Origin of the sequence: Aeromonas sp. 159 (genome assembly GCF_963862045.1) — a bacterium.
GTDB lineage: Bacteria > Pseudomonadota > Gammaproteobacteria > Enterobacterales > Aeromonadaceae > Aeromonas > Aeromonas veronii.
In genome coordinates this window covers 69,311-92,177 of the sequence record NZ_CAWLMI010000032.1, presented here as the reverse complement: position 1 = coordinate 92,177, position 22,867 = coordinate 69,311, and the positions used below count along the sequence as shown (strand labels likewise).

Sequence of the window (22,867 nt, the reverse complement as noted above, 5' to 3'; positions counted from 1 at the left end):
GAGCCGGTGGGCTACGGCGCCAACTGGGTGGCGGATCGCGATACCCGGCTCGGCGTGATTGCCATCGGCTACGGTGACGGCTATCCGCGCATGGCGCCCAATGGCACTTCCGTGCTGATCAACGGCCGCATCGTGCCGCTGGTGGGGCGTGTCTCCATGGATATGAGCACGGTGGATCTGGGGCCCGGCGCCACCGACAAGGCCGGCGACGAGGCGGTACTGTGGGGCGAGGGGTTGCCGGTGGAGCGGGTGGCCGACGAGATTGGCACCATCCCCTACGAGCTCATCACCAAGCTCACCTCCCGCGTCTTTATGGAGTACGTCTGATGTGGCAGCAGTGCCTGCTGACGTTGAAGCCCCGTTCGCGGGGCTTTCATCTGGTGACGGACGAGCTGGTGGCCAAACTGCCGATGCTGGCGGATTACCGAGTCGGCATGGCGCACCTGCTGCTGCAACACACCTCCGCCTCGCTCACCCTCAACGAGAACTGCGACCCCAGCGTGCGCAGCGATATGGAGGCTCATCTGCACCGGCTGGCGCCGGAGGATGCCCCCTACTATCGCCACACCTATGAGGGGGCGGATGACATGCCTGCCCACATCAAATCCTCCCTGCTCGGGGTGAGCCTGCTACTGCCGATCCGTGACGGTCAGCTGGCACTTGGCACCTGGCAGGGGATCTGGCTTGGCGAACATCGCGTCGATGGTGGCGCCCGTAAGGTGCTGGTGACCCTGCAGGGTGAGTAATCAGACTGCAACCAGCTGAAAGATGAAGATAAAAAAGAGGGATGGCGCCGAGCCATCCCTCTTTTGTTTGCCAGTAGTGAAGCGCTCTGCGTGACTCAGCCGACCTTGAAGGGGGTCAACTCGGCCAGCGGGGAGGCGTCCATAAAGGCTTGCGGCTCCTGGCCGTGTTTGAAGATCTTGAAGTCCTGATCGCGGGCGCTCCAGTACTCAACGGTATCGCCGCTGATCTGCAGCAGGCTCGCTTCGCGCAGGGCCACCACATATTCGCTCGGGTTGATGGCGCAGAACTCTGCCAGACGCTCGTCGCGGGTCTCGCCCATGTGGCCGCTGATGCTGGCGTCCAGATAGTGCGGGTTGATCTGCAGCGGGAACAGGCCCAGCGCGGGCAGCACGGCGGCGTTGCAGACCGGCATGTCGTTGGTGGTGCGGATGCTCGGGGTCGCCACATTACAACCTGCGCTCCAGCCCACATAGGGGACGCCACGTTCGCGCACGGCACGCTGAATCGGCACGATCAGGCCGTTTTCATGCAGCATTTGGTTGAGGCGCCAGGTATTGCCGCCGCTGATAAAGATGGCGTCGGCCTGATTGACGGCCGCGACCGGATCGTCGAAGTGGTGAATGCTGATGGTCTCGATCCCGAGGCTCTCGGTAAGTTCGTTGGCGCGGGCATCCCAGTCGCTGCGGATCACCGCGTAGGGGATGAGCAGGATGCGCTTGACCTGTTTGCGAGCCAGCAGGCTTTGAACCCGATCTCGGGCCCAGCCGAGCAGACCCGGAAATTCGTTGGCTTTACCGTTGCTAAGCAGAAGCAGTTCCATCAAATCGTTCCTCAAAAAGTGAAAGCGGAGGAGGGAGGGCCACCGGATCCGCCGTGCGGCCGGATGGCAAGAGCGGGCATGCTACCACCATTGGCGAGGTGGTTCTGTGATCGCGAGGCCCATTCAACTGTTATGGATGGGGGATGCCATGCCAAGCGGTGGATTAATGAGCCGTGGTCAACGCGCCACCCCTCGCCAATAAAAGACCCCGCCGCAGCGGGGTCATGGCAGAGTTAGTCGAGTTTGAGATCGACCCACACCATGCGGTGATCCGAACTGACTCCCTTGGCGATGCCGAGTTTCGCATCATAGACCAGGTGATAACCGGCCTCGAAGCTGGCAGGCCAGAAGACGCCGCTTTTGACCGCGTTGAGGTTGGCGGAGGGGATGACGTGATCCAGCTGCAGCACGCTGGAGTTGGTGATCCGTTCCGGGTTGGGGCGATTGAGGTTGCGTTTGCAGTCGGTCCCCTTGCTGACACACTCCGGACCCCCTTCGCTGACCGGGATCAGGGTGCCATTGGTGATGGCCTGATTCATCAGCGGGTTGTTTAGCAGATCCTGAATGGCGGTCAGGTCACCGTCACCGGTGAGCGGATCGGCGTTGAGATCCCCGGCGATGACGAACTTGGCATTTTTGGCCAGGCCACCCTTGGTGCCCTTGTCATCGGTCATGTAGTTGAGCCCCTTGACGTAGTCGTTCCAGAAGGCGATCTCGGCGCGGTTGTGCTTGATATTGTGGCGAGCCGCATTGTTTCCGATAGGGGGCGTTGGGTGGGAGATCAGGAAGTGGATCACCTCCTCACCCTTTGCAGTCTTGATCCGCAGCGGCACATCGGCGTGGTTCTTGGAAGAGAGTGGGAACTGTTGCCACACCTCATCGGCATACCAGGCATCGCCACATTCACGGTACGGATTTTTGATACCGTTCTTGTCGAAGAGTTTTTTGCAGTCGTCAATAATGGGGTTCTTCTCGCCAGGCATATCCTTCCACTTGAAGTTCTGGAAGGTGCGGATCTGCTTGGTGTCGATAGGGTATTTCGACATCACCGCCATAGCGTACTGACCGTGATATTGGCCATAGCCCCAGGCATCTTCTGGTCCACTGTTGACCTTGCCATCCAGATTGAGGTCATAACCGCTCATCAGGCCGGTGTTGGTGGCGAAATTCTGCATCACCGGATAGCTGATGGCCGTCACCTCTGCGTGCTGGGCGTGAGCCAGATAGTTGTCGTTGAAGGCTTTCAGATCGGCGGTGCTCTCGCCTTTGCCGTCGTTGTCGAACTCGTTGAGCAGGAACACATCCGGGCGAGTGCGCTGGATGATCTCCGCCACGTTGCGGATCTGCTGCACGTTCTTGGCTTTGGTTTCCGTGGCGCCGCTCAGGCTCCCTTCGGCGAGGCGGGCCAGCAGGGCGTCCTGTTCGGTGCGGGTCAAGGCCAGCTCACCGGTCAGCATACCGGCGGCAGTGCGATCAAAAGAGAGGTTGAAGGTGGCAAAACGAACCATGGGATCTGCTGCCTTTGAGTCGTTGTCGCTGTTGCAGCCTGCCAGCATCCCGAGGGAGATGGCAGCGGCCAGTAGGGTCTTGTTGATATTTTTCATTGTAATTGTTCCGTAGCATCAATGAGTTATGCCTTCTGTGAGGCGGCGCCATTATAAGTAGACGGCGATGCTGCGGGGATTTTGCCTGAGTAAAGTGTGAGGATATTCACACCACATATCTGGCGATGATGAATGTTAGCAGGGCGATATGGGGTGTGAAAAACCGGTTTATACACTGCAGTTTCCGGGATGAATGGCGCGCTTCCTGCCGTTACCGCACTCTGAGTTTGTCACACCACCATCGGCAGGCCGCTCTCGGGGTGATGGATCACCTGTGCCGGATAGTCATAGAGACGGGCGATCAGCTCAGGGGTCAGCACCTCGGCAGGCGTGCCATCGGCCATCAGCTTGCCCCGCTCCAGCATCACCAGCCGATCGGCATAGCGCGCCGCCAGATTGAGGTCGTGCAGCACCACCAGCACTGCAGTATTGCGGCTGGCCAGGGCGCGCGCCATGGTGAGCAGCTGGTGCTGGTATTTCAGATCCAGCGCCGAGGTGGGTTCGTCGAGCAGCAGCAGGCGGGGTTGCTCGGCTTGCTCGGTCGGGGAGGGGGCCTGCCAAATCTGCGCCAGCACCCGGGCAAACTGCACCCGCTGCCGCTCGCCGCCAGAGAGCCCGGGATAGAGCCGTTTGGCCAGATGCTCGACCCCGGCATGGGTCATGGCCGCTGCCACAATTTCGTCACGCCGCGCCGCCGGTTCACTGTGGGGCAAGCGCCCCATGGCAACCACTTCCTCGCAGAGAAAGGGGAAGTTGAGGGAGGAGCTTTGCGGCAATACCCCGAGCCGGTGGGCCAGCTGGCTGCTGTCCCACTGCTGGCGATCCGCGCCAAACAGGGTGATGGAACCCTCATATTCCAGCTCGCCGGTCAGGCACTTGAGCAGCGAGCTCTTGCCCGCCCCGTTGGGGCCGACCAAAGTGGTGATTTTGCCTTTATTGAGGGTAAAGGAGACCTTGTCGAGCACAGAGCGTCCATCAAACGAGAGAGAGACCTCTTTCAGCTCTACCAGTTGGCTCATGACAACTCCGGGGTTTACAGCCAGTGAGAGTTATAATATAACAAAAAGCGGCTGTTATATTATCACATACTCACCCCCTGACGAGATTCATCAATGAGAATTATTGCGCTTTTCACTGCCCTGCTGGCGGTGAGTTTGCCTGTTCGTGCCATTGAGGTACTGACCACCATCAAGCCCCTTGGCTTCATTGCCGCGGCGATCACTGACGGGGTGAGCGAGCCCAAGGTATTGCTGCCGACCGGTGCCTCTCCCCACGATTTCTCCCTGCGTCCGTCCGATATTCGCAGCATCAACAGTGCCGATCTGGTGGTGTGGGTTGGCCCCGAACTGGAAGGTTTTATGGCCAAGCCGCTGGCCAACCATCCCCATGCTCTGGCCCTGACTCAGGTTGAGGGGATGCCGCTGTTTAACTACGCGACTCAGGATAGTCACGATTCCCATGACCATGATGATCACGATCATGCCGCCCACGAGCACGGTGACCATGATGAAGGGCATGAGGGACACCATCACGAAGGGGTCGATCCCCATATCTGGCTTGGCCCGACGCAGGCCAAAGTGATTGCCAAGGCGATCGCAAGTGAATTGGGCAAGCTGGATCCGGACAATCAGGCTCGCTATGACGCCAACCTCGCGGCATTTGATACCAAGGTGGATGCCAAAGACAAGGTGATTGCTGGCCAGATGAAGGCGGTGAATGAGAAGGGGTACTTTGTCTTCCATGAGGCGTATGGCTACTGGGAGCGCCACTACGGCATGAGTTCAAAGGGTCACTTTACCGTGAGCCCTGAGCGTCGCCCGGGCGCCAAGACCCTGGTGGATATCCGCAAGGCACTGGAAGAGAAGCAGGCGAGCTGCATTTATGCCGAGCCGCAATTCTCACCGGCTGTGATCGAATCGGTGGCACGCAATACCGGCGCCAAGGTGCTGTTGCTTGATGAGGTGGGTGAACAGGTACCGCTCGGCCCGGATGGTTATCCCCAATTCATGCAGCAACTGGCAGACGCATTCGCCCAGTGTCGCTGATCAGCGGCTGAGCCTCTCATCCGGAGGGGCTATACTGACCTCCAGCATCTGACATGGAGTGTCCGGTATGAAATGGTTGTTGATCCCGGCTTGCACGTTGGCGCTATGTTGCGCCAACGTGCAGGCTTCGCGTCTTTCCGAATATATTGCCAGTCCGGATCTGCGGGCCAAGCTGCAGGAAGTGTATGGTGGCCGCGCCATTCAACGGGCCGAGGCATTCTCTCGCCTGCTCACCCCCAGAGCGGGTACAACCGACCAGCAGAAGATCGAGCTGGTGAACAACTACTTCAACAATCTGACCTACAGCGAGGATCCCAAGCTGTGGGGGGATGAGGATTACTGGGCCAATCCGCTGGAGTTCATCGGTGCCCGGGGTGGGGATTGCGAGGATTACAGCATTTCCAAGTACTATACCCTGATGGAGCTGGGGGTGGATGAGAAGAAGCTGCGGCTGGCCTACGTCAAGGCTGTGCGTTACAACCAGTTCCACATGGTGACGCTCTACTTCCCGACACCCAAGGCTGACCCACTGGTGCTCGACAACATCAACAGCCGGATCCTCCCGGGCAGCAAGCGTACCGATCTCATTCCCGTTTACAGTTTCGATGCCAAAAGCATCTGGATCATGAAGTCACGGCGGGAAGGGACGCTGGCGGGGAGTGCCGATCGGTTGGCGCAGTGGACATCGATGAAGACCCGTTTCTCCAGCGAGCAACTGCGCTCTCCCCGTCGTCAGTTATAGCTTGCCCGCCGCTTTCAGCTCCTCGAAATATTTAGCTGCGCCCGGATGCTGCTCAATACTCAGCACTGGGCCGGTTTTATTGCGTGCCCGGTGAAACATATTGGCGTAGCCATAAGTCTGCTCATTGAACTTGGTCTGCTGGGTCAGCATGGCCTTGGTCAGACGATAGACAGACTCTTCCGGCATGGTGGCATTGGTGACCAGGGTGGCGGCAATGGCAAAGGTGGGGGTCGCCTTCAGATTGCCGGGGTAGATGCGGGCGGGCACCTGACTGCGTTGGTAATATTTGACCCCTTTGAGTAGCTGATCACGGGTGGCCCCATCTATGGGGAGGAAACTGACCGTGCAACGTTTGGCGGTGTCGAGCACAATCCGGTTAGGGTGTCCCATCACCAGTGCAAATGCGTCGATCTGCTTGCTACAGAGCGCATCCGGCAGGTTGGCCATGCTCTTCAGATCGAGATCCTGTTCTTTCGCTCCCAAGATGTTGAACAGGGTCAGCGCCGTCTGGCGGGTTCCCGAGCTCTTCAACCCCATGTCTATGGGGGCGAGCTTGAGCTGTTCCAGTGAAGTGATATCGCCATCGGCACGGATCACTATGGTGAAGGGCTCGGCATGGGTGGCAAACAGGGCGCGCAGCTCAGGTTGCGGCTGCGTGGCAAAAGGGCCCAAGCCCTGGCTTGCCTGATATAGCCAGTCTGACTGCACCATGGCGTAGGAGGTCTCGCCACTCTTCAGCCGCTTCAGGTTTTCTATTGAACCCGATGAACTCTGCAGTGTGCACGCAAGTTGCTCGTCGACCTCATGAGCCAGACGGCAAAACTCTTTGGTTATCTGGTGATAAATCCCCTGCTCACCACCGGTGGTGATAGTGACGGTTTCAGCCATCAGGCCTGATTGCCACAGCAGGGGCAACAGCATGGCGAGCTTCTTCATGATTGCGCCTCCTTGGCATAACCATCGATACCCCAGGTCCGCAGTTTGTCGATGTCGCGACACTCTCCCGATTCTGCCAGTAGGGTATAGCCAGCAGCATGCATGGTTTGGGAGAGCAGATTCCAGTAGAGCGGCTCATCGGTCAGCTGACAGCTGATAAAAATGGGATTGAGCGGGTCAAGTTGATTGAAGGTATCCGCATTGAGGGGAATGGCGCTGAAGGCGAGCTCACACCCCTGTTCCTGCAACGCAGCCAATGTGGCTTGGCCGTGGGCGGGAAAGGTGACCACATCCCAGCGCCAATCCAGAGTTTTTCCTCGCCCCTGGCTTAGCAGAGGGGCGATCTCGGACCATTGCGGGTGATTGAGCAGGGAGAGGGGCAGCAAGATCCCCTCTATATGAGAGTGCTGCCACTGTTGCAGGGCGCTCTGGATGGTTGCGAGATCGCTGTCGGCACCGAGGGGCTGACTGGGCAAGAAACGCTGATAGAGGGCGATCTCCCCTTGTGTGGAGACAAATTTTTGCAGTTGCCCGCCTTCCGGCAGCGGGCTTACTCCTTGCAGCGGCTGTGGGGTCGTCAGTGGCAGCTGTTTTCCCAGCTGGGTGATTTTGAGTCGTTGTTGCAGCAGATCCCGTTTGCGTTCGGAAACCAATTGGTTGATGGAAAGTGCCACTTCTTTAAGGTCTTGCAACCAGGGAGTGGGCAGGGTGCTGTTGAACTGGTGTTTGCGGATACGGATCAGCTGCAGGTTGATCTGCTCCAGGGGCTGCAGCAGGCGTTTGCACACCAGGGAGATGATCAGGGTAAATACGACGAGGCCCGCCAGCAGCGCCAGACCGGTGCGACTGATGGCATTCCACAGATGCTGATAGGCGTAGCCGCTATGTCCTTCAAGGGTCAGAGTGCCCAGCATGCGCCAGCCATCGGTTAATTCTTGCTCAATCTTGACGGGGGGCATGCCGATAACCGAGGGAAGCCAGCCGGGGACATTTTGCTGGGTAGAGTGGAAGACCTTCTGAAACAGCAACTGGCCATCAGGATCGATCAGGGTGACCGAGCTGACGAAGCCGCCATCGAACATGGCATTGACTATGGTCTCGGCCAGCACATTGTCGTCATTGAGCAGGGTTCCTTGCAGCACCAGCCCGAGAGCGGTGATGGCGGTTTCCAGGTTGGCTGACATCTGGTCGAGAATGGATTGGCGGACCGTCGTGACTTCCAGTGCAAACAGCAGCGCTGCACCGATCAGGAACAGGACGACAATTATTCTGATTAACAGTTTTGCTAACGACATATCCACTCCATGGAAAAGTTATCGCAACATTTCAGGTTTCTATTCAGTATCGAATCCGACCCGGTTCTTAAAAATAGGAAAAAATGGTTAAAAAAGACGATCATTTCTGCCCATCCGGGCGGGTTATGCATAAAATGTGAGGTTCATGCAGATTGTGATGAACTATTTGTAACTATTTGTGTCCAACAAACAGTTTTATACGGTTTTGTCACAACTGACATCGCAACTCACACTCTTTAGATCTAAATACAGGATAGCGGATGAAACGTCTCCGTCCCTTGGTAGTACAGGCTGCCAATTGGGAACCACCGGTTCCCCGCAAACACTTTTACGCCATGCTGATGCTGACGGCCATGACCCTGTCAGCAGTAGCATTATTGCCAGCTCCGGGTGACATCCTCGAGCGGCCGCTGCGTCTTGATTTGCCCATTGATACCGCAGGTACGGCAACCAACGAAAACAACACCGACTTTAACGAAATCCCCGATCACGAACTGGTTGATCAAAGTGCGCCGGATGACGACATCCCGGTTGACACCACCCCCCAGTGGCAGGATTACCGGGTCCGCAACGGCGAAAACCTGACCGCCATTTTTAACAATCTCGGTCTCTCCACCACCACCCTTTACAAGGTGCTGGACGCGGACAACAAGAACTATCTGGCGCGCCTCAAGCCGGGCCAGAATATCGAGCTGCTGATCGATCAGGACAACATCCTGCAGCAACTCAAAATCCGCCTGAACATCAAGCAGACGCTGGTGATGGCGCGCAGCGATGATGCCTATACCGCCTCCATGATCAATGAGAAGGTTGAGTGGCAACCGCAGCGTTACAACGGCGTGATCAACGGCAGCTTCTATGTCAGTGCCCGCAATGCGGGGATTCCGGCCAACCATATCCAGAAAATTGCCAACCTGTTCCAGTGGCGAATGAATTTCGCCAAGGATCTGCAGAAGGGCGACAAGTTCAAAGTGCTGGTACGCCAGGAGACGGTGGAAGGCAAGAGCACTGGCAACAGCCAGCTGCTGGGTGTGGAAGTGACCAGCCAGGGCAAGACGGTGTCGGCCTGGCTCTCCGATGACGGCAACTACTACGACGGTCAGGGCAACAGTCTGGAGCGCGGATTCCGCCGCTACCCGACCCACAGCCGCTACCGCATCAGCTCCAACTTCAACCCGGCGCGCAAACATCCGGTAACCGGTATGGTGCGTCCTCACGAGGGCACCGACTTCGCGGTGCCGGTGGGCACGCCAGTGCTGGCGACCGGCGATGGTGTCGTCCAGAAGGCAACCAGCCACCCGCTGGCGGGCACCTATATCGTCATCAAGCATGGTCGCACTCTCTCTACCCGTTATCTGCACCTGAGCAAGCTGTTGGTTAAAACCGGTCAGCGAGTGAAGATGGGCGACAAGATCGGCCTCTCCGGCAACACAGGTCGCTCGACCGGTGCTCACCTGCACTACGAGCTGCGGATCAACAACCGCCCGGTCAATGCCATGACTGCCAAGCTGCCTATGGCTGAACCCCTGAGCGGCAAGGAGCGTCGTCAGTTCCTTGCCAAGGTGAAGAGCTATCGCAAGGAGCTGGCCGCGGGTTGATTCCTGTCGTCACAGCCTGAAATGAAAGGTCCCGCCAGATTGGCGGGGCCTTTTTACATGCGCAGTGAGGGTCAATAACCCTTGTCGAAGTCGATTTTGCCATCCAGTGGCTGGCCATCGATAAAGCGGATGTAGTTGCGCACAAAGATCTGGGCCACATCATCCGGGAAGCTGTAGGCGCTGTTGTGGGGGGTGACGATGAGGTTGGGTTGGCCCCACAGCGGACTGTCGGCGGGCAGCGGCTCCTGCTCGAACACATCCAGCACCGCCATCGCCAGCTTGCCGGTACGCAGTGCGGTGAGCAGATCGCCAGAGTGCACGGCGCTGCCACGGCCAACGTTGAACAGGATGGCGCCCGGTTTGCAGTGTTCGAAGCGGGCGGCATTGAACAGATGACGGGTATCGCGGGTGGCTGGCAGCACGCTGACGATGACATCGGCCTGCGCCAGCATCTTGTTGAGCGCAGGCAGTTGATAAACCTGATCAAACCCGGCCCGCTCCCGACCGCTGCGGCTGATGCCCAGCACCTTCATGCCAAAATGTTTGCCGGTGTGGGCAATATGCTGACCAATGCTGCCGGTCCCCAGGATCAGCATGGTGCGCCCCTTGAGGCCCTGATAGGGGTGGCTTTGCCACAGTCGCTGTTTCTGCTGTTCCCGATAAAGGGGAATTTGGCGCATCAGGCTGAGCAGATGACCAAAGACATACTCGCTCATCAGCGGGCCGAAGATGCCGCGGACATTGGTGAGCTGATAGTCGCGGCGACTATCAGGGTCGAGCAGCACATCGACTCCCGCATAGGTGGACTGGAACCAGCTCAGCTTGTTGGCTTTGGGTAGCAGCGGTTTGGCACGGGCCGGTTCGGCCATCAGAATATGGGCTTCGCCGATCAGCTTCTCGGCATCGCTCTGGTTATCGGCCCGCAGAATGCGCAGATGGGGGAGGTTGGCGGCCTTAAGCAGCCGTTCGTAGTGAGCATTATCCTGGCTGAGCAAAAGAAGGGTACGTTGGCTCATACTCTTGTTCCTTATCAGAATTTGCGGCGCAACAAGATGCCGCTCTCGACCCATCTTACCTGACTTCATATCGCAACATAGCCGACCAGGGCGCTTTTTCGTTTTCGCCGCGCGCCTCGTGGGCTACAATCTGCCCCACATTTTGCAAAGGATCCGACTCCAGTGTTTGGTGACAAGTTTTATAAGCGACTGGCCGAGCTACAGCCTTGGCAACAGACCGTCTACACCCTGGCGCTGGCAGAGCGCATGTACCCCAACTATGCCCTGTTCTGTCAGGCCTCCGGCTTTGGCAATGCTGGCGCTTTCCGGCATGCGCTGGATCAGATGTGGGTCTACCTCACCGTCAAGGGATCCCGGGTCAATCTGGGGGCCATTCTCGAAGAGTTCGAGTCTCACATTCCGGATCCCCGCAAGTTTGAATCCTACGGTGCCTATCCGGCGCTTGATGCCTGTGTTGCGCTGGGCTGCGCCTATAACTCGGTGATCTGCCGGGTTGGCGAAGAGGCCAACGATGCCAGCCATGCGTCAGTCGGTACCGTGGCCGGGTTTATCGAGCTGCTGGAAGAGCGGGATCTGACCGAAGAGGAGCTCTACGAGCACGAGTACATGGAAGCCGAGCTGGAGTTCCAGGTTGAACTGCTCAAGCGGGTCGCCCATGAACGCGACAGCGATCGTATCCTGGCCATCAGAGTATTCGCCTCTCAGGATGGCGTCTCCAATATCGGGATCAGCCTGGAAGAGTAATTCTCTGCGGCCCCTGATCGAAAAAAGCTCCCGTTCGGGAGCTTTTTCATATGAGCTGCAGCTCTGCCTGTCATTGGTTTTTATAGGCGCAAATCTCCCTTTACGGCATAGTGGTCGTACCAAGTACAAGGAGAGACTCATGTTCCTGCTGACCCTGGGGGTTGCGCTGTTTACCCTGATCCATCTCTACCCCTGTTTTGCGGTGGCCCATCGGGCGCGACTGAGAGAACGGCTGGGTGAGAATCGCTACAAGGGGCTCTTCTCCCTGCTGGTGTTTGTCGCCATTGCCTGCATCATCGCCGGTTGGCGCTCGGCCAGCTCGCTGCCGCTCTACTTCCTGCCGGAGTGGGGGCCGATGACCATGACGGTGATGATGCCCTTTGCGCTGATCCTCTTTTTCTCCGGCCAGGGGCCCAACCATCTGCGCCGCTGGCTGGTGCATCCCCAACTGCTCGGTACCCTGCTCTGGGCGGTGGCCCATCTGCTGGTCAACAGCGAGGCGCGATCTCTGGTGCTGTTTGGCGGTATCGGGCTGTGGGCGCTGGTGAGCATGGTCTGGATTTCGGTGCGGGATTGGCAGCGATATCCCCGCCCGGCGGCCAACTGGACGGGCACCGGCATCAGCGTCGGGGCGGGCCTGGTTGCCACCGCGCTGCTGGTGTTCTGGGGCCACGGCTGGCTGACCGGCATTCCATTGCATTGAGAGTGAACTGCGGCTCTGGTAACCGCGTATGATGGACAAAACAAAAGGAGTCTTGGCGATGAAATGGTTCACTCTGTTGCTGTTATTGGGGGCCAACGCGGCCTCTGCGGCGTGCCCCGATTATTTCAATGTGGAGATGCGGGAGCTCAACAATGCCCAGCGCCACAACCTCTGTCAGCTGACCGAGGGCAAGGTGGTGCTGGTGGTCAATACCGCCTCCTACTGCGGCTACAGCGGCCAGTTCCGCGATCTGGAGAAGCTCTACCAGAGCTACAAGGATAAGGGATTGATTATTCTCGGTTTCCCCTCCAACGACTTCTGGCAGGAGGCGGGCAACGAGACCAAGACTGCTGAGGTATGCCGCCGCGACTATGGCGTCACCTTCCCGATGTTCAATCGGGTAGCGGTGCGGGGCTCCGATGCTGTGCCACTGTTCAAGGGGCTGGCGGCGGCCGCTGACGGGGATGAGCCGAACTGGAACTTCCACAAGTATCTGGTGGGGCGCGATGGCAAGCTGATCGCCAGCTACGGCGCCAACCAGAATCCGGCTGACGACCCCCTCAAACTGCAGATCACCCGGGCGCTGGGGCTCTGACCCTACCCCTTGGCGGGCGGCTCTGGAATAATGGGCTCCCGCCACTCAATCCGGTTATCTTGTGCTGCAACGTCTTCCTCAAATGGTGATCTTCGATGCGCTGGTGCGCGAGCAGGGGATCTCTGCCGCCGCCCGTCGTCTCGGGGTCTCCAAATCTCATATCAGCAAGCAGCTGGCGCTGCTGGAGACCACCCTTGGCGCCCAGCTGGTCCAGCGCACCACCCGCCGCTTTGTCCTGACCGAGCTGGGTCAGGAGTATGCCCGTCACTGTCATGCGCTGGTGGCGGTGGCGCAGGAGGCGGACTCCATGATCGCCGAGCGGCGCGGCAAGGTGAGCGGGGTGCTCCATCTCGGGGTGGGCCAATCATTTGGTCGTCTGCACGTGATTCCTCATCTCAAGGCGTTTCAGGATCGCTATCCCGAGCTGGAGCTGGAGGTCTCGCTGTTCGACCACAGAACCAATCTGGTGGATGAGGGGCTGGATCTCTGGCTGACCACCTATGAGGACAAGCCGGAAGGGCTGGTGGGACAGCGGCTGGCCGACATTGGCTTCGTGGTGGCGGCTTCGCCGGATTACCTGCTGAGCCACGGCACGCCGCTTCATCCCAAGGATCTGGCCCAGCACAACTGCATCACTTACCAGAGTCGGGAGCGGCGCTATCACCAGTGGTCGTTTCGCCAGGGCAAGGAGCGCCAGACGGTGCAGGTGGCGGGCAACTATCGGGTGGATATGGCGGAGGCGGTGCGCGATGCGGCACTGGCCGGGCTCGGCATCGCCTATATCGCCAACTACTTGCTGGACAAGGAGTTACAGAGCGGCAAGCTGATCCCTGTGTTGCCAGGGTGGCGACCGAACCAGCAGATGGCGGTACACGCCGTTTATGCCCGGCGCGAACATCTGGATCCCAAGATCCGTCTCTTCATCGATTTCCTTAAGGCCCGCTTTGGCCCCGAACCCTATTGGGAGCAGCGACTGGCCCCCTGGCTCGGGGGTAAATTGTCCGGCGGTGAGGAATGATTGTTTCCATATAAGAACTCTCGATTTCTCCTGATACTAAAATCGAACCAAATCAGCCAGTTGGCGCAACCGATATCGTGCAAACGTTTTTTCTAACAGGCTTGTAACCAAGCGGACTTGCAGTGACTTGGGGAGAGGCGCAGAATCCGCGCCCATCTTTTGCCCCACCTGATGGAGTCCCTATGATTGCCCTGCTCGGCATCCTGAGTATCCTGGCGCTTGCCGTCATCTGCTCTGATAATCGTCGTCGTATCCCGTTGCGAACAGTTGGCCTTGCCCTCTGCCTGCAAATCATGTTTGCCGGTCTGGTGCTCTGGTTGCCTGCTGGTCAGCACGTGCTGAACGGGGTCAGCGAGAGCGTAAGTAGCGTGATCGGTTATGGTCAGGAGGGGATCGCCTTCCTGTTCGGTGATCTGGCCAAGTTCAAGCTGGGCTTCATCTTTGCCTTCAACGTGTTGCCGGTCATCATCTTCTTCTCCGCGGTGATCGCCATCCTCTACCACATCGGCATCATGCCTCGGGTGATCGCCCTGCTGGGTGGTGGCTTGCAGAAATTGCTGGGCACCGGCCGTGCCGAGAGTCTTTCCGCGACCGCCAACATCTTCGTCGGCATGGTAGAAGCACCGCTGGTGGTCAAACCCTACCTCTCCAAGATGTCCGATTCCCAGTTCTTCGCTGTGATGAGCTGTGGTCTCGCCTCCGTCGCCGGTGGCACCCTGGTGGGTTATGCCAGCCTCGGGGTTGAGCTGAAATACCTGATCGCTGCCGCCTTCATGTCAGCCCCTGCCGGTCTGGCGATGGCTAAAATCCTGGTGCCGCCGGGAGCTGAAGAGGTCGATCACCATCAGGATGTAGAGATCCCCCGCGCTACCAACGTGATCGAAGCGGCTGCCGATGGCGCCATGTCCGGCCTCAATATCGCGGTGGCGGTCGGTGCCACCCTGCTGGCCTTCGTTGGCGTGATCGCCATGCTCAATGGCCTGCTCGGCTGGGCTGGTGGTCTGGTGGGGCTGGATCTGAGCTTCCAGATCATTCTGGGCTGGCTGTTTGCCCCCGTCTCCTGGCTGATCGGTGTGCCTTGGGATCAGGCGCAAGCCGCTGGCGCCCTGATCGGTACCAAGATCGTGGTCAACGAGTTCGTCGCCTTCATCGGTCTGGTGCAGGATCAGACCCTGAGCGAGTCGAGCAAGGCCATCGTGACCTTCGCCCTGTGTGGCTTTGCCAACATCTCCTCCATGGCGATCCTGATCGGCGGTCTGGGCTCCATGGTGCCGGAGCGCAAATCCTTCATCGCCCGTTACGGCATGCGCGCCATTCTCTCCGGCGTGCTGGCGAACCTGATGAGCGCCTGTCTGGCCGGTCTGTTCCTCGCCCTTTAATCGCAGCGGTACGGAATAGATGTAACAAGGGCGCCCTGATGGCGCCCTTGTCATATGGATAAAATGAAGCCCCGACCTTGTTCGGGGCTTCATGTAGCTGCTCAGTCGACGTAGAAGGTCTGCTGGAAGCTGAGGTTCTGTTGCTGCCCACCGCCCATGATCTTCAGGGTGAACTGATAGGTATCTTCGTTGCGGTAGGGGAGGGTCGCCAGATAGTAGATGGCATCGCCCTCTTTTATCTCCTGAAAGTTCAGGGTGCGGATGGTACCGGTCAGGTTCTTGGCCTCACCGGTGATCCCCACGGCTTGCGCCACTTTCTGCTTGTCCTGTACCGCGATATTGATGATAGCGTTGTAGCTGCTGCGCTCCAGTCCATACGCCTTGGCGACCTCTGGTGTGAGGAAGCTGGAGTTGAAGGCGTTGTAGTGCACCAGCCAAGGCCCCAGCTCCTTCATCTGTTCTGCCTTGAGCGGCAGGGTCATCAGCAGTGCCAGCAGGCCACTCATCCAGGCTGTTTTCATCTGTCATCCCTCTCATATCTACGGTTGGCGCAGGCCGATTCATTCAGCCTTGCGTGTCATTCAGCAGTGCACTCACTTCTTGCGGCAACTGTTTGGGGCTGTCGATGGCGACGGTTTTGTGTCGCCCCAGCTCGCCCCGCACTATGGTGATCTGTCCCTTGGCCACCTTGAACTGCTTGGCCAGAAACTTGATCAGATGGCTGTTGGCCTGGCCATCAACCGGCGGTGCCGTGATGGCCACTTTCAGCTCTTCGCCATGCAATCCGATGATCTGATCCCGACTCGCCTTGGGCTGGATCACCAGATGCAGTACCAGTTCATCCCCTTGTTGCAGGACGGCTGGCATCAAATCATCCACCACAGCTGGCCAAACAGGTCACCCAGCAGGTAGTTGATGGCTTGCAGGCCGATAAAAGCGACCAGCACTGAGAGATCCAGCCCGCCCAGTGCCGGCAGTACGCGGCGGATAGGGGCGAGGAAGGGCTCGGTCAGCTGATGCATCACGTATTCGATGGGGTTGCGGCCCTGGCTGACCCAGCTCAGGATGGCGCGGATCAGCAGTACCCAGAAGATCATCGAGCCCGCTTTTTTCAGCACAGTCAGCGCGGCGAACAGGCTGATGCTGAGCCAGTCCGCCAGCAGTACGTTCATGCTCTTGAGCAGGGCCAGCTTGGCGAAGGCGATGGCCAGCGCCAGCACCACGGAGGCGAGGTCGATGCCGCCAAAGCCCGGGATAACGCGGCGCAGCGGGATCACCAGCGGATTGGTCAGCTTGACCACCATCTGGCTCATCGGGTTGTAGAAGTCGGCACGGGCCCACTGCAGCCAGACGCGCAGCAGGATCACCATCAGGTAGAGATCGAAAACGGTGTTAATCAGAAAGTAAGCAGTGTTCATCTGGGCTCCTGTTAGAAGAGGGTTTCCATTTCGGTGGCGCGAGCAACGGCCGCCTGCATGGCTTGCGCAGTCAGCGGCATCAGCCCCTGCTGCTGGAATGTCTTGATGGCTTCGGCTGTGGTGCCGCCCTTGCTGGTCACCTGTTCACGCAGGGTTTGCAGCGCCAGCTCGGGGTTTTGCTCCACCATGGCGGCTGCGCCCAGCGCGGTCTGCTGCACCAGCAGGCGTGCCTGATCGGGCGAGAAACCCATCGCCTCCGCCTCTTCGGCGATCGCCTGCATAAAGAGGAAGAAGTAGGCCGGAGCACTGCCCGCTGAGGCGATGACGCCGTTGATGCCAGACTCCTGCTCCACCCAGAGGGTCTTGCCGACCGCCTGCATCATCTGCTCGGCAAAGTCGCGATCCGCGGCGGCAATATGTTCGGGTGCATAGAGACCGGTCATGCCCAGACCCAGCAGAGCAGGGGTATTGGGCATGGTGCGGATGATGCGGTCATGGCCACCGGCCATCTCGCCAAGGCGCGCCACCTTGATACCGGCCGCGATGGAGATGAGCAGCTTGCCCTCAAGGGATCCCAGCTCTTCAACCAGTGCTGACAGCATGCTGGCCATCAGCTGCGGTTTGACCGCCAGCACGATCACCTCTGCGTCGCGGGCCGCCTCGGCATTACTCTGGGTGATGCGAATGCCATGTTCCCTCGCCAGAGCCTCCAGCTTGGGCAGACTGGGGTTGGCAGCCGTGATCTGCCCGGCGGGATAACCCGCCTTGACCAGTCCGGCGATGATGCTGCGGCTCATGTTGCCCGCGCCGATAAAGGCCAGCGTTCTATGCTGCATCAGATGCTCCTGTAGCACATGGGGTCGCGGCGGGGTGTGTGCTGCCTGCACCACCTGATGCCAGAATTCGGTGTTCCATCAAACGCTCCTGTTGATGAAGTCGCGGCAAGAGGCGGACGTATGGGTTATCCGCTGGCCTTGCCTATGAGTAGTCACGGGCGCCGAAGATGGCGGTGCCGACCCGCACCATGGTGCTACCGTGGGCGATCGCCAGTTCGAGATCTTCGGTCATCCCCATCGAGAGGGTATCCACCGTGGGGTATTGTCGCGCAAGCTCGGTGAACAGAGTCTGCATACGGGTCATTTGGGCGGCCAGTACGCCCTCGTCGCTGGTGTGTTCGGGAATGGCCATCAGCCCCCGCAGCACCAGTCGCTCACTGTGGGAGACCAGCTCGGCAAGGCGGAAAATCTCTTGTTCCGACGTTCCGGATTTGCTGCTCTCTCCGCTAATATTGATTTGCAGACAAACATTTAGCGGTGCCATTGTAGTTGGGCGCTGGTTGTTGAGGCGGTCGATCAGCTTGTCCCGATCCACGCTCTGCACCCAGTCAAACCGTTCGGCGACCAGTTTGGATTTGTTCGATTGCAAAGGGCCGATAAAGTGCCACTCTATGTCGCTATATTCCGGCTGCTGGCGCAAGGTATCGATCTTGGCCGCTGCTTCCTGGGCGTAGGATTCGCCAAAGCAGCGCTGACCTGCGGCATGGGCAGCCATGATGGCCTCGACAGGTTTGGTCTTGCTCACGGCCAGCAGGCGGATCTGCTGCAGGTTGCGGCTCGCCCGTTCGGCGGCCTGGGCAATACGTTCCTTTACCTGAAACAGGTGCTGGGCAATCTGGTTCATATTTCGTTAGTGATCTTGTGATGGGAGAATGACAAGTCTATGGATATCACAGAGTTATTGGCTTTCAGTGTAAAGCATAAAGCCTCGGATCTACACCTCTCGGCCGGGGTTCCCCCGATGATCAGGGTTGATGGTGAGGTTCGCAAGATCAATTTGCCCGCCCTGGAACATCGGGAAGTGCATGCCCTCATTTACGACATCATGAACGACCATCAGCGCAAGGAGCTGGAGGAGAACTTCGAGGTCGACTTCTCGTTCGAGGTGCCCAATCTGGCCCGTTTCCGGGTCAACGCCTTCCAGCAGGCGCGCGGTTCGGGCGCGGTATTTCGTACCATCCCCAGCACTGTGCTGAGCCTCGAGGATCTCGATGCGCCGGAGATCTTCCGCAAGATCGCCGAGTTCCCGCGGGGTCTGGTACTGGTGACCGGCCCGACCGGTTCCGGTAAGTCGACCACCCTGGCGGCCATGGTCAACTACATCAACGAGAACTTCCATCACCACATTCTCACCATCGAAGACCCCATCGAATTCGTCCACGAGAACAAGCGCTGTCTGGTGAACCAGCGGGAAGTTCACCGGGATACCAAGAGCTTCAGCAACGCCCTGCGCTCGGCACTGCGGGAAGACCCGGACATCATTCTGGTGGGCGAGATGCGCGACCTTGAGACCATTCGTTTGGCCATGACCGCCGCCGAAACTGGCCATCTGGTGTTTGGCACCCTGCACACCTCGTCGGCGGCCAAGACCATCGACCGTATCATTGACGTCTTCCCCGGCGCGGAGAAGGACATGGTGCGTTCCATGCTCTCCGAATCCCTGCGGGCAGTTATCTCCCAGACCCTGCTCAAGCGTATTGGCGGTGGCCGGGTTGCGGCCCACGAGATCATGATGGGCATTCCGGCGGTGCGTAACCTGATCCGGGAGGACAAGATTGCCCAGCTCTACTCGGTGATCCAGACCGGGATGACCCACGGCATGCAGACCATGGATCAGAGCCTCAAGCAGCTGGTGAGTCGTGGCGTAGTAGCATCCCTCGATGCCAAGGCCAAGGCCGTTGATCCCAACAGCATTTAAGCGACTCGCACCCAGGGAGGGATAGATGATGAATCTGGATGATCTGCTGAGCGAGCTGGTCGAGCGAAAGGGATCGGATCTGTTTGTGACGGTGGGCTCGCCGCCCACCCTCAAGGTGAATGGCCATCTGGTGTCGCTGGGGGGGGAGGCGCTCGACAAGAAGGGGGCGCTGACGCTGGTCAGGGATACCCTCAGCAGCGATCACTTCGAGCGCTATATCCGCACCAAGGAGGCCAACTACGCGATCTATCGCGAGGTGCTTGGTCGTTTTCGGGTCAGCGCCTTCTGGCAGCAGGAGCTGCCCGGCATGGTGGTGCGGCGTATCGAGACCCGCATTCCCACCTTTGAAGATCTGCAGCTACCCAAGATCCTGCAAGAGGTGGCGATGGCCAAGCGGGGACTGGTGCTGTTTGTCGGCGCCACCGGGGCGGGCAAATCGACTACCCAGGCGGCGATGATCGGCTATCGCAACCAGCATGCCGATGGTCACATTCTGACGGTAGAAGATCCGGTGGAGTTCGTTCATCAGCATGGTCGTAGTCTGGTGACCCAGCGAGAGGTGGGGATCGACACCGAGTCGTTCGATGTGGCGCTGAAAAGCTCGCTGCGTCAGGCACCGGACGTGATCCTGATCGGTGAGATCCGCAGTCAGGAGACCATGGAGTTTGCCCTGCAATTCGCCGAGACGGGACACCTTTGTCTCGCCACTTTGCATGCCAACAATGCCAACCAGGCGCTGGATCGCATCCTCCATCTGGTGCCGCAAGACAAACACCGCCAATTCCTGTTCGATCTCTCTTTCAACCTCAAGGCCATCGTCGCCCAGCAGCTGGTGCCGAGTATGGATGGCAAGCGGCGCTGCGCTGCGTTCGAGATCCTGCTCAATACCCCGCTCATCACCGACATTATCCGCAAGGGAGAGATGCATCGCCTCAAGGAGGTGATGACCAAATCCACCGAGCTGGGTATGCAGACCTTCGATCAGGCGCTCTTCAGCCTGTTCTGCGCCGGCCAGATTGGCTACAGTGAGGCTCTTGCCCACGCTGACTCGGCCAACGACCTGCGACTGCTGATCAAGCTCTCCGGTCGCGAGCGGCTCGGCACCGGCACGCTGGACAATGTGACGCTGGATGAATGAATCATGGGGCCGCTCTGCCGTTCGGCCCCTCGCCATAAAGGAACGTTATGCTGATTGTGGTTTCCCCGGCCAAGACGCTGGATTACGAGTCACCGCTGGTGACACCCCGTTTCACCCAACCCGAGCTGCTGGATCACTCCGCCGAACTGATTAGCCGGGCCCGCCAACTGAGCCCTGACCAGATCGCCACTCTGATGAAGATCAGCGACAAGCTGGCCGGTCTCAATGCTGCCCGTTTTGCCGAGTGGCAGCCAGATTTCACCCCTGCCAACGCCCGTCAGGCGCTGCTGACCTTCAAGGGGGATGTCTACACCGGTTTGGCGGTAGAGGATTTCAGCGAGGCCGATTTTGACTTCGCTCAGGCACACCTGCGGATGCTCTCCGGCCTCTATGGCGTGTTGCGTCCCCTCGACCTGATGATGCCCTACCGGCTGGAGATGGGGACCCGGCTCGACAATAGCCGCGGTAAGGATCTCTACCAGTTCTGGGGGGAGGTGATCACTCACCATCTCAACGACGCGCTGGCAGCGCAGGGGGATGAAGTGTTGATCAATCTGGCCTCCGACGAGTATTTCAAGTCGGTACGCCCCAAGAGCCTGAAAGGGCGGATTGTCACACCGGTGTTCAAGGATGAGAAGAACGGCCAGTTCAAGATCATCAGCTTCTACGCCAAGAAGGCGCGCGGCATGATGGCTCGCCACATCATCAAGCACCGTCTGACCGAGGTGGAGCAGCTGACCGGTTTCAACGCCGAGGGCTACTACTTTGTGCCGGAAGAGTCGGACGCCAATACCCTGATGTTTAAACGCGCCGAAAATTAATTACAAAAAGAGGGAACCAATCTTTCGACCCGCGGGTCTGAATATATGAATCCTCTGTTGTAAGCACTTTTTATTCGCCGACGTTTGATACGTCGGCTTTTTTATTGCCGTTTTTATTGTCCATCGATTGCCTTCGCCGGGACTATGTGGTTCAGATAGACTCAAGACAGGGAGCGAGTCGTCGTGAGGTGAATATGGAACAGAAAAATGCCATTCGGCAGGTTGCCGTACCTTGGGCTCCGTCCCGCCAGCTCCCGCCTGGGCTGGTCGTTGCCGAGCTGCATCAGGATCTCTGGAGCGACTCTCTGACCATCATGCTGGGGCGGGCACGCAGCATCGATCTGCCCCCGCAAATCCTCTGCCGGGTCTATTTTCGCCATATCTACGCCCTGCGGGTCATCGAAGATTGCGATCTGGCCGAGGGGAAGGATAGTCACGCTATCGAAGAGCAGATCCAGCTCATCACCCCATCCCGTTTTGCCAGCTGGTTCCATCAGGAGTCGGACGGCCTGCATCTGGATGAAGATCTGCAGCACTATCGCATCTCGACCTGGGATTATTGCGCCGATGTGCTGACCTCCTCGGCGCCTGAACTGCAGTTCCTGCCCCAGAGCGAGTAGCCCGCTGTTACGTCAGAGGCGAAGGATGATCCTTCGCCTCTTGGTTTTTGGGCAGGTGCAGATTTTGTGGCGCTCAGGCCACTCAAGTCGGGTGGTGGCCTGTTGTGTTGGCACAAAAAAAGCGCCTCAGAGGAGGCGCGGGGAAAAAGACAGATTGGAAGCGTCACATGGGTGCTACTTGAATCAGCGAATGAGCCGTGCCATTCAAGTATGGAGCCATCATGCCAAGCTCAATCTGAAGTAGTTCTGAGGCGATTCTTCATTTTCTGTTCATCTTGTCAGCAAAGCGTGGCTACTGGCTGAAAGCCTTTTCATTTTGGCCACGATATTGTCCCGTTCCTTTCCGGGACGGTCATCGTGTCATGGGGCCAGCTCGAATGTTGTGCCTGCCTGTTCCAGTGCCAGCAACCAGCGCTTGATGGGAATGCCGCCAGCATAGCCGGTCAGCTCGCCGCTGCGTCCGATCACCCGATGGCAGGGTACTATGATGCTCAGCGGATTGCGGCCGTTGGCAGCGCCTACCGCCCGCACCGCCTTGGGATTGCCTATCGCCTGGGCAATCTCGAGATAGCTCACGGTCTCGCCATAGGGGATATCGCACAAAGCGTTCCATACCGTTTGCTGAAACGGAGTGCCCTTCGCTGCCATGGGCAGATCGAACTGCTGCAACTTTCCGGCGAAATAGGCGGTGAACTGGGCAAGATAGGGGGCCAGCGCCTTGTCATCCCGTTGCCAGTCAGTTTGCGGCATGACTGGTCGCTCCCCGTGCATGAACTCCACGTGGCGCAGGCCATCCTGATCGATGGCGACCAGCAGGGGGCCGCGGGCGCTGTCGCAAAAACTGTATCTCATCGGCTGACATCCTTTGGGGGCG

General features: G+C 58.7%; 26 protein-coding genes. 14 read left to right on the top strand and 12 right to left on the bottom strand.

The window, feature by feature from the left end:
* Window positions 1-327, top strand: a 327-nt coding sequence (locus tag AACR14_RS06830) for an alanine racemase C-terminal domain-containing protein (protein ID WP_019445614.1), incomplete at its 5' end; no start/stop codon positions are given.
* Window positions 327-746 carry a secondary thiamine-phosphate synthase enzyme YjbQ gene (locus AACR14_RS06825; protein ID WP_005335267.1) on the top strand — a complete coding sequence of 140 codons (420 nt, stop codon included), beginning with the start codon at window positions 327-329 and terminating at the stop codon, window positions 744-746. The genes AACR14_RS06830 and AACR14_RS06825, both read left to right, overlap by 1 nt.
* Before the next feature lie 95 nt (window positions 747-841).
* On the opposite strand, the gene pepE is transcribed toward AACR14_RS06825, so the two are convergent.
* From pepE to AACR14_RS06810, 3 genes are all read right to left on the bottom strand, one after another.
* Entirely contained in the window at window positions 842-1,567 is a 726-nt protein-coding gene (gene pepE / locus AACR14_RS06820) for a dipeptidase PepE (protein ID WP_019445613.1), read from the bottom strand.
* Window positions 1,568-1,800: 233 nt separating this feature from the next.
* Window positions 1,801-3,171, bottom strand: a complete 1,371-nt coding sequence (locus tag AACR14_RS06815; RefSeq protein WP_019445612.1) for an endonuclease/exonuclease/phosphatase family protein — start codon at window positions 3,169-3,171, stop codon at window positions 1,801-1,803.
* Between the two features lie 230 nt (window positions 3,172-3,401).
* Complete coding sequence (locus AACR14_RS06810) at window positions 3,402-4,190, bottom strand: heme ABC transporter ATP-binding protein (protein WP_019445611.1); 789 nt, start codon at window positions 4,188-4,190, stop codon at window positions 3,402-3,404.
* Between the two features lie 93 nt (window positions 4,191-4,283).
* Between AACR14_RS06810 and znuA the strand changes: the two genes are divergently transcribed.
* Both znuA and AACR14_RS06800 read left to right on the top strand, forming a co-directional pair.
* The gene (gene znuA, locus AACR14_RS06805) at window positions 4,284-5,216 is read left to right on the top strand and encodes a zinc ABC transporter substrate-binding protein ZnuA (RefSeq protein WP_019445610.1); all 933 of its coding nucleotides are present in this window, start codon (window positions 4,284-4,286) and stop codon (window positions 5,214-5,216) included.
* Window positions 5,217-5,283: 67 nt separating this feature from the next.
* Window positions 5,284-5,958: a transglutaminase-like cysteine peptidase gene (locus tag AACR14_RS06800; RefSeq protein WP_005335848.1), complete on the top strand. Its 675-nt coding sequence runs from the start codon at window positions 5,284-5,286 to the stop codon at window positions 5,956-5,958.
* Here AACR14_RS06800 and AACR14_RS06795 read toward each other — a convergent pair.
* Complete coding sequence (locus AACR14_RS06795) at window positions 5,953-6,894, bottom strand: TAXI family TRAP transporter solute-binding subunit (protein WP_019445609.1); 942 nt, start codon at window positions 6,892-6,894, stop codon at window positions 5,953-5,955. The genes AACR14_RS06800 and AACR14_RS06795 overlap by 6 nt on opposite strands.
* The gene (locus AACR14_RS06790; protein ID WP_019445608.1) at window positions 6,891-8,189 is read right to left on the bottom strand and encodes a LapD/MoxY N-terminal periplasmic domain-containing protein; all 1,299 of its coding nucleotides are present in this window, start codon (window positions 8,187-8,189) and stop codon (window positions 6,891-6,893) included. The genes AACR14_RS06795 and AACR14_RS06790 overlap by 4 nt, the downstream gene beginning before the upstream one ends.
* Window positions 8,190-8,449: 260 nt before the next feature.
* On the opposite strand from AACR14_RS06790, the gene mepM reads away from it, so the two are divergent.
* On the top strand, window positions 8,450-9,787 hold the full coding sequence (mepM, locus tag AACR14_RS06785) for a murein DD-endopeptidase MepM (protein WP_019445607.1): 1,338 nt from the start codon (window positions 8,450-8,452) through the stop codon (window positions 9,785-9,787).
* A 71-nt stretch (window positions 9,788-9,858) separates the two neighbouring features.
* Here the strand turns inward: mepM and AACR14_RS06780 are convergent, their stop codons facing one another.
* Window positions 9,859-10,803: a D-2-hydroxyacid dehydrogenase gene (locus AACR14_RS06780; protein WP_005363043.1), complete on the bottom strand. Its 945-nt coding sequence runs from the start codon at window positions 10,801-10,803 to the stop codon at window positions 9,859-9,861.
* A gap of 162 nt (window positions 10,804-10,965) precedes the next feature.
* Between AACR14_RS06780 and AACR14_RS06775 the strand changes: the two genes are divergently transcribed.
* From AACR14_RS06775 to AACR14_RS06755, 5 genes are all read left to right on the top strand, one after another.
* A complete protein-coding gene (locus tag AACR14_RS06775; protein ID WP_005335839.1) occupies window positions 10,966-11,547 on the top strand; it encodes a YjaG family protein in 582 nt (193 codons plus the stop codon).
* A 139-nt stretch (window positions 11,548-11,686) separates the two neighbouring features.
* The gene (locus tag AACR14_RS06770; RefSeq protein ID WP_005340331.1) at window positions 11,687-12,250 is read left to right on the top strand and encodes an NnrU family protein; all 564 of its coding nucleotides are present in this window, start codon (window positions 11,687-11,689) and stop codon (window positions 12,248-12,250) included.
* A gap of 58 nt (window positions 12,251-12,308) precedes the next feature.
* The gene (locus AACR14_RS06765; protein ID WP_019445606.1) at window positions 12,309-12,845 is read left to right on the top strand and encodes a glutathione peroxidase; all 537 of its coding nucleotides are present in this window, start codon (window positions 12,309-12,311) and stop codon (window positions 12,843-12,845) included.
* An 82-nt stretch (window positions 12,846-12,927) separates the two neighbouring features.
* Window positions 12,928-13,863 (top strand): LysR family transcriptional regulator, encoded by a 936-nt coding sequence (locus tag AACR14_RS06760; RefSeq protein WP_005340335.1) that lies wholly within the window; start codon window positions 12,928-12,930, stop codon window positions 13,861-13,863.
* Between the two features lie 182 nt (window positions 13,864-14,045).
* A complete protein-coding gene (locus AACR14_RS06755; protein ID WP_005348874.1) occupies window positions 14,046-15,242 on the top strand; it encodes a NupC/NupG family nucleoside CNT transporter in 1,197 nt (398 codons plus the stop codon).
* 101 nt (window positions 15,243-15,343) lie between these two features.
* Here AACR14_RS06755 and AACR14_RS06750 read toward each other — a convergent pair whose 3' ends face one another.
* From AACR14_RS06750 to AACR14_RS06730, 5 genes are all read right to left on the bottom strand, one after another.
* The gene (locus AACR14_RS06750) at window positions 15,344-15,763 is read right to left on the bottom strand and encodes a DUF4426 domain-containing protein (RefSeq protein WP_019445605.1); all 420 of its coding nucleotides are present in this window, start codon (window positions 15,761-15,763) and stop codon (window positions 15,344-15,346) included.
* A gap of 43 nt (window positions 15,764-15,806) precedes the next feature.
* Complete coding sequence (gene yggU / locus AACR14_RS06745) at window positions 15,807-16,109, bottom strand: DUF167 family protein YggU (RefSeq protein WP_005340341.1); 303 nt, start codon at window positions 16,107-16,109, stop codon at window positions 15,807-15,809.
* Window positions 16,109-16,660 carry a YggT family protein gene (locus AACR14_RS06740; RefSeq protein ID WP_005341416.1) on the bottom strand — a complete coding sequence of 184 codons (552 nt, stop codon included), beginning with the start codon at window positions 16,658-16,660 and terminating at the stop codon, window positions 16,109-16,111. Before AACR14_RS06740 ends, yggU begins: the two co-directional genes overlap by 1 nt.
* Before the next feature lie 11 nt (window positions 16,661-16,671).
* A complete protein-coding gene (gene proC / locus AACR14_RS06735) occupies window positions 16,672-17,496 on the bottom strand; it encodes a pyrroline-5-carboxylate reductase (RefSeq protein WP_019445604.1) in 825 nt (274 codons plus the stop codon).
* Between the two features lie 142 nt (window positions 17,497-17,638).
* A complete protein-coding gene (locus AACR14_RS06730; RefSeq protein ID WP_019445603.1) occupies window positions 17,639-18,340 on the bottom strand; it encodes a YggS family pyridoxal phosphate-dependent enzyme in 702 nt (233 codons plus the stop codon).
* A gap of 39 nt (window positions 18,341-18,379) precedes the next feature.
* Between AACR14_RS06730 and tapT the strand changes: the two genes are divergently transcribed.
* The 4 genes from tapT (at window position 18,380) to AACR14_RS06710 (ending at window position 21,993) form a co-directional block, all read left to right on the top strand.
* Complete coding sequence (tapT, locus tag AACR14_RS06725; RefSeq protein ID WP_005340354.1) at window positions 18,380-19,414, top strand: type IVa pilus ATPase TapT; 1,035 nt, start codon at window positions 18,380-18,382, stop codon at window positions 19,412-19,414.
* 28 nt (window positions 19,415-19,442) lie between these two features.
* The gene (gene tapU / locus AACR14_RS06720; RefSeq protein ID WP_005357951.1) at window positions 19,443-20,552 is read left to right on the top strand and encodes a type IVa pilus ATPase TapU; all 1,110 of its coding nucleotides are present in this window, start codon (window positions 19,443-19,445) and stop codon (window positions 20,550-20,552) included.
* A 47-nt stretch (window positions 20,553-20,599) separates the two neighbouring features.
* Window positions 20,600-21,373 (top strand): peroxide stress protein YaaA, encoded by a 774-nt coding sequence (gene yaaA / locus AACR14_RS06715; RefSeq protein WP_019445601.1) that lies wholly within the window; start codon window positions 20,600-20,602, stop codon window positions 21,371-21,373.
* 194 nt (window positions 21,374-21,567) lie between these two features.
* Window positions 21,568-21,993, top strand: a complete 426-nt coding sequence (locus AACR14_RS06710) for a hypothetical protein (RefSeq protein ID WP_005340360.1) — start codon at window positions 21,568-21,570, stop codon at window positions 21,991-21,993.
* A gap of 360 nt (window positions 21,994-22,353) precedes the next feature.
* Here the strand turns inward: AACR14_RS06710 and AACR14_RS06705 are convergent, their stop codons facing one another.
* Window positions 22,354-22,845 (bottom strand): methylated-DNA--[protein]-cysteine S-methyltransferase, encoded by a 492-nt coding sequence (locus tag AACR14_RS06705; protein WP_019445600.1) that lies wholly within the window; start codon window positions 22,843-22,845, stop codon window positions 22,354-22,356.
* Between the last annotated feature and the right edge of the window lie 22 nt (window positions 22,846-22,867).

Bases quoted from the DNA above. Each gene is read 5' to 3' on its own strand.
- mepM (WP_019445607.1), top strand. From the start codon at position 8,450: ATGAAACGTCTCCGTCCCTTGGTAGTACAGGCTGCCAATTGGGAACCA.
- AACR14_RS06825 (WP_005335267.1), top strand. From the start codon at position 327: ATGTGGCAGCAGTGCCTGCTGACGTTGAAGCCCCGTTCGCGGGGCTTT.
- tapU (WP_005357951.1), top strand. From the start codon at position 19,443: ATGAATCTGGATGATCTGCTGAGCGAGCTGGTCGAGCGAAAGGGATCG.
- AACR14_RS06730 (WP_019445603.1), bottom strand. From the start codon at position 18,340: ATGAACCAGATTGCCCAGCACCTGTTTCAGGTAAAGGAACGTATTGCC.
- AACR14_RS06710 (WP_005340360.1), top strand. From the start codon at position 21,568: ATGGAACAGAAAAATGCCATTCGGCAGGTTGCCGTACCTTGGGCTCCG.
- yaaA (WP_019445601.1), top strand. From the start codon at position 20,600: ATGCTGATTGTGGTTTCCCCGGCCAAGACGCTGGATTACGAGTCACCG.
- AACR14_RS06750 (WP_019445605.1), bottom strand. From the start codon at position 15,763: ATGAAAACAGCCTGGATGAGTGGCCTGCTGGCACTGCTGATGACCCTG.
- yggU (WP_005340341.1), bottom strand. From the start codon at position 16,109: ATGCCAGCCGTCCTGCAACAAGGGGATGAACTGGTACTGCATCTGGTG.
- AACR14_RS06705 (WP_019445600.1), bottom strand. From the start codon at position 22,845: ATGAGATACAGTTTTTGCGACAGCGCCCGCGGCCCCCTGCTGGTCGCC.
- AACR14_RS06770 (WP_005340331.1), top strand. From the start codon at position 11,687: ATGTTCCTGCTGACCCTGGGGGTTGCGCTGTTTACCCTGATCCATCTC.
- tapT (WP_005340354.1), top strand. From the start codon at position 18,380: ATGGATATCACAGAGTTATTGGCTTTCAGTGTAAAGCATAAAGCCTCG.
- AACR14_RS06760 (WP_005340335.1), top strand. From the start codon at position 12,928: ATGGTGATCTTCGATGCGCTGGTGCGCGAGCAGGGGATCTCTGCCGCC.
- AACR14_RS06780 (WP_005363043.1), bottom strand. From the start codon at position 10,803: ATGAGCCAACGTACCCTTCTTTTGCTCAGCCAGGATAATGCTCACTAC.
- AACR14_RS06755 (WP_005348874.1), top strand. From the start codon at position 14,046: ATGATTGCCCTGCTCGGCATCCTGAGTATCCTGGCGCTTGCCGTCATC.
- AACR14_RS06795 (WP_019445609.1), bottom strand. From the start codon at position 6,894: ATGAAGAAGCTCGCCATGCTGTTGCCCCTGCTGTGGCAATCAGGCCTG.
- proC (WP_019445604.1), bottom strand. From the start codon at position 17,496: ATGCAGCATAGAACGCTGGCCTTTATCGGCGCGGGCAACATGAGCCGC.
- AACR14_RS06790 (WP_019445608.1), bottom strand. From the start codon at position 8,189: ATGTCGTTAGCAAAACTGTTAATCAGAATAATTGTCGTCCTGTTCCTG.
- AACR14_RS06810 (WP_019445611.1), bottom strand. From the start codon at position 4,190: ATGAGCCAACTGGTAGAGCTGAAAGAGGTCTCTCTCTCGTTTGATGGA.
- znuA (WP_019445610.1), top strand. From the start codon at position 4,284: ATGAGAATTATTGCGCTTTTCACTGCCCTGCTGGCGGTGAGTTTGCCT.
- AACR14_RS06765 (WP_019445606.1), top strand. From the start codon at position 12,309: ATGAAATGGTTCACTCTGTTGCTGTTATTGGGGGCCAACGCGGCCTCT.
- AACR14_RS06815 (WP_019445612.1), bottom strand. From the start codon at position 3,171: ATGAAAAATATCAACAAGACCCTACTGGCCGCTGCCATCTCCCTCGGG.
- pepE (WP_019445613.1), bottom strand. From the start codon at position 1,567: ATGGAACTGCTTCTGCTTAGCAACGGTAAAGCCAACGAATTTCCGGGT.
- AACR14_RS06740 (WP_005341416.1), bottom strand. From the start codon at position 16,660: ATGAACACTGCTTACTTTCTGATTAACACCGTTTTCGATCTCTACCTG.
- AACR14_RS06800 (WP_005335848.1), top strand. From the start codon at position 5,284: ATGAAATGGTTGTTGATCCCGGCTTGCACGTTGGCGCTATGTTGCGCC.